Raw genomic sequence first — 3,504 nt, forward strand, 5'->3', positions numbered from 1 at the left:
ATACAAAGAAGACAACTGCAAAAGTATCTGACTTCGAGATTAAATATGTAGACAATATTTCCGGTAAAAAGTCTTCTGAAAAAGGCATTAATTATGGATATGTATACGCTGTTGCTAAAGACGGTGTTGGTTTCTCCGGTGATGGCTCAAATGACATTGTGACTGCAGATGGAACCGTTATCAAGGGTGTTGTTGCAAAAGCGCTTGTTCGAATCAAGAGTGTAGAATTTGTTGATAAGAATGTTAGCCTGAAGAATGCAACATATGCCGGTGGACTTCCAGTAAAACCTGAAGTACTGATTCAGATTGGAGGAAGCACTTTAGTAGAAGGTAAAGATTATACCATTAAATTAACTAAAGATGGTAAAGAAGTTACTCCAACAGATGTTACAGTAGGAAATATTTACGGTGTTGAAATTGTTGGTATCAATGGATATGAAGACTCTAAAGTAGTTTCCAGTGCATCTAATGGTTTATATTGGGGTGTTAATAAGAAGAATCTTAACGATTGTACAGTAACTGTTAAAGATGGTATTGTAACAGTTCTTAATGGATATCTTCCAGTTCCGGCTACAGAGTACACAGCTAAAAACAACAATGATGGTACATATACTGTAACCGCTGAAAGCAAATCTAAGAACTATACAGGTTCTAAGACAGTAAAGGCTGATGGCAAAGCAGAAGATGAAAAACCGGATGCTCCAATGATCAGCAGTGTAAAAGTTGTTGGCAATAAAGCAACTGTAATCCTTTCCGGTGAAGCAGAAGGCGCTACAGGTTATGACTATGTAATCTCTAAAGACCGTGACTGCATCAACAACAAGAATTATGCTTCTGTTAACAAGAACCAGGTTAAGACTACAACAGACTTCACATATGTTCAGCAGGGAACCTATTATGCATACTGCCACGCTTGGAAACGCGGTGCTGACGGTAAGAAGGTATTTGGTGACTGGTCCAACGCATTCCCATTCGTTGTATCTGCAATCACACCTGCACAGCCAGTAATCACAAGCGTAAAAGCAAGTGGTTCTACTGTAACTGTAACTTATACAAAAGCAGATAATGCAGACGGATATGATGTAGTTCTCGGATCCGCTGCTAAGAAAGTAAACGGAGAATACCGTCCGGTAGAATACGGCAAACTGGTTAAGAAGAACATCAAAGGCAATGTTGTAACAGCAACATTCAAGAATGTGAAGAAAGGAACCTACTATGCAGGTCTCCACGCATTCAACAGAACTTCTGAAGATGGCAAGAAAGTATTTAGCCAGTGGTCAAATGCTAAAAAAGTAACTGTCAAATAATCCCTTTGGGTAATTAAATACAGATTCCTAAAAAGAAAAGCTCCAGCCAGAAATGGCTGGAGTTTTTCAAAATGAAATTTAATTGATAATTGTAAAAGTATTTAAGTTTACAGGAGAAAAACTATGAGTGAGAAATTATCATTTCAAGAAAGTGCAAAAAGTGCCAATGCAATTAGTATGTACAGAAGAGATAACTCTGAAAATACTAATAAAAGAGTTATTGTTAAAAAAATGGACAGGCTATTTTTAATGATGAGATTACAGTAATTGCAGGAGACTATGATAGCTATCTTAAAGTAGATATCATATGGGAAGATGCAAATTTTGATTATAAAGAAAAGGGATTATTCGGATATTATAGTTCAACTTATCATAAAAAAAGATATGATAGTGGCGTTTTATCTATATATAGTGATGATATTACAATTACTATTATATAGGGACAGCTTGGTATAACCTGACTGTTGCAGGTAAATTGACAAAAAACACCCGTCAAACCCAATAACTACAGGGCTTGGCGGGTTTTCTGGTTTGTCAGATTTTCATGGTGTTTTTTCTGCTTTTTTGGTCTTTGCCAAAATTTTTTTATTTCTCCCAGAGTCCGGATACGTTTTTCGAAATCGATATCCATGTTCTTTCCAATATCTTTTAGAACCTCATCATAATAATCAAACAGATAGTAGTTTTGCTGGATCAGACTACATTCGGCTTTAGACAGAGAGGCCAGAATGGTCCCGATGCTGTATTTTCGCTCCAGCTTATTTGCACGGAGCATTGGGGGGGGGCTGACACTCTGAAGGATAAATAAAAAGAATGAAGCAATTCCAAAAGATCTATAAAAGAAATATAAAATCAGACTGTCCCTGTTGCAGATTTTTTAGTTTGTCATTAACCAGCTTCGCTCCTTTGTCACTGGATTGCCTTGGTCTTCTTGGGCAGTTATAATGACTTTTTCCCTTTTTAATTTTGAAATATTTGCTGAAGCAAGGACCCTTGAATATATTAATCAAATGACACCTTTCGACAAATTCTCTTATAGAAATAAAGCACTATATGTGATATAGTGGTAGTAACAAAACAACAGGAGGTGTCGAACGCTGGAACAAAATAAAATAAAGCCAGATACCATACTAAAGAACTTCTGGAGAAACAATCATCATTTTGCAGACTTGTTCAATGCGGCATTATTCGATGGGGAACAAGTGCTGAAGCCGAATGACCTTACAGAAGTTGACACCGATGTTTCTTCACTGATTAAATTTAATGGTCATGCAGAAACTATCCAGAAAATATTGGATGTTGTAAAGAAAACTGCCTATGGCATTGATTTTGTCCTCTGGGGACTGGAGAACCAGGCAAAGATTCATTATGCGATGCCGTTGCGGCATATGGTAGGAGATGCTTTTTCTTATCTGAAAGAATATAACGAGATCGCTGCTAAAAACAAGAAGGATGGACATTTTAAATCTTCAGATGAGTTCCTCTCGAATATGAGGAAAACAGACCGGCTGCATCCAGTGATCAGTCTCTGTGTTTATTATGGAGAAGATCCATGGGATGGACCGCTATGTCTGGCAGATATGCTTGAGATTCCTGAAAGAGTCCGTCCAATGGTGTCGGATTATAAAATGAACCTGCTTCAGCTGAGAGCAAGTGAGACCTGTGATTTTCAAGATCCGGAAGTTGATGCTGTGTTTGATATTAGCCGTTCCATTTATGAACGCGATTATCAAAGAATCAATACGGTATATAAAAACAGAAACATCACATCCGAACTGGGAATCGTGATCGGTGCGATCACCCAGTCGCAGAAACTGATAGACCATGCTTTAGAATCAGAACGGAAGGGAGGTCAGGTTAACATGTGTACTGCATTGGAAGAATTAATGAATGAGGGAAGACTTGAGGGAAGACGCGAAGGACGGTTAGAAGGCATCCAGGCAACAATCAGTACCTGTAAAAGTTTTAACGCCAGTAAAGATGTTACCGTAAAAAACTTAATGAAGGTATTTTCATTATCAGAAGAAGATGCGGCCGGTTATGTGGAGGAATATTGGTAAAAGTTATTTGGCAACGATATAAATAATAAATATGTTGAAATAAAAGATCCAGGCTGGATAGAGATTCTTATCTATTCGGTCTGGACCTTTTTATGTGCATATGAGAAGAGCCCCAGACTTAATTGACTGAGGCTCCC

At 37.8% G+C, this 3,504-nt stretch carries 2 protein-coding genes and 2 pseudogenes; 3 read left to right on the top strand and 1 reads right to left on the bottom strand.

Annotation, left to right across the window (positions count from 1 at the left end):
* Both AC058W_RS17500 and AC058W_RS17505 read left to right on the top strand, forming a co-directional pair.
* Positions 1-1,307, top strand: a pseudogene (locus AC058W_RS17500) (hypothetical protein); the annotation flags it as partial.
* Between the two features lie 123 nt (positions 1,308-1,430).
* Positions 1,431-1,574: a hypothetical protein gene (locus AC058W_RS17505; RefSeq protein WP_182437098.1), complete on the top strand. Its 144-nt coding sequence runs from the start codon at positions 1,431-1,433 to the stop codon at positions 1,572-1,574.
* A gap of 238 nt (positions 1,575-1,812) precedes the next feature.
* On the opposite strand, the pseudogene AC058W_RS17510 reads toward AC058W_RS17505, so the two are convergent.
* Positions 1,813-2,067, bottom strand: a pseudogene (locus tag AC058W_RS17510) (hypothetical protein); the annotation flags it as partial.
* 442 nt (positions 2,068-2,509) lie between these two features.
* On the opposite strand from AC058W_RS17510, the gene AC058W_RS17515 reads away from it, so the two are divergent.
* Positions 2,510-3,367, top strand: a complete 858-nt coding sequence (locus AC058W_RS17515) for an Rpn family recombination-promoting nuclease/putative transposase (RefSeq protein ID WP_479390437.1) — start codon at positions 2,510-2,512, stop codon at positions 3,365-3,367.
* Positions 3,368-3,504: the final 137 nt, after the last annotated feature.

Source organism: Blautia sp. CGZ-1-C1 (genome assembly GCF_056504575.1).

What these genes read in the sequence shown, in the direction of transcription:
- AC058W_RS17505 (WP_182437098.1), top strand. Translation starts at nt 1,431, where the DNA reads ATGAGTGAGAAATTATCATTTCAAGAAAGTGCAAAAAGTGCCAATGCA.